Raw genomic sequence first — 264 nt, 5'->3', positions numbered from 1 at the left:
GACCGAGGCCGCGGTCGAAGCGCTGGCGGTGCTGGCCGAGGCGCGGATGGACGATGAGATGATGTCGGGCGCGCAGCTGGAATCGGTGATCTCGGGGCGCAGAGAGTCCGATTGCGAGGAAGCGGCGGGCGCCACGCGCATCAAGCGTCTGCGGGATTCGCTGGGCAACCAGATGGTGAGCGAGCTTCTGGTGCGCAACATTCCCCGGCAGGGCTATATGCTGGCCGTTGGAAAAGACGTGATCCGCATGATCTGAGCGTAGCA

1 protein-coding gene is annotated in these 264 nt (G+C 64.8%); it reads left to right on the top strand.

Annotation, left to right across the window (positions count from 1 at the left end; translation table 11 throughout):
- Nucleotides 1–256: winged helix-turn-helix domain-containing protein (locus JI666_RS22175; RefSeq protein ID WP_206895066.1), on the top strand; the 256-nt coding region annotated here is incomplete at its 5' end.
- Nucleotides 257–264: the final 8 nt, after the last annotated feature.

The sequence above is a fragment of the Bacillus sp. NTK071 genome, assembly GCF_017303315.1.
Taxonomy (GTDB): Bacteria; Bacillota; Bacilli; order Bacillales; family Guptibacillaceae; genus Guptibacillus.
The sequence above is the reverse complement of the archived record's forward strand: the minus strand, read 5'-3'. Positions and strand labels throughout refer to the sequence as shown.